We start from the raw sequence: 217 nt of genomic DNA on the forward strand, positions 1-217 counted from the left end.
ATCACTAAGTGAAAGCCAATCTGGTTCTATTTCATTAAGCGAGAGTCAATCCGGTTCAACTTCATTGAGCGAAAGTCAATCCGGCTCAACATCACTAAGTGAAAGTCAATCAGGATCAACCTCATTAAGTGAAAGTCAGTCAGGTTCTACTAGCTTGAGTGAGAGTCAATCTGGTTCTACTTCACTAAGTGAAAGTCAATCTGGTTCAACCTCATTA

General features: G+C 40.1%; 1 protein-coding gene. It reads left to right on the forward strand.

Annotated features, from left to right (window positions below):
- Positions 1 to 217: hypothetical protein (locus IV55_RS10445; RefSeq protein ID WP_191979323.1), on the forward strand; the 217-nt coding region annotated here is incomplete at both ends.

Source organism: Furfurilactobacillus siliginis (assembly GCF_001437435.1).
In the GTDB taxonomy this organism is placed as follows: domain Bacteria; phylum Bacillota; class Bacilli; order Lactobacillales; family Lactobacillaceae; genus Furfurilactobacillus; species Furfurilactobacillus siliginis.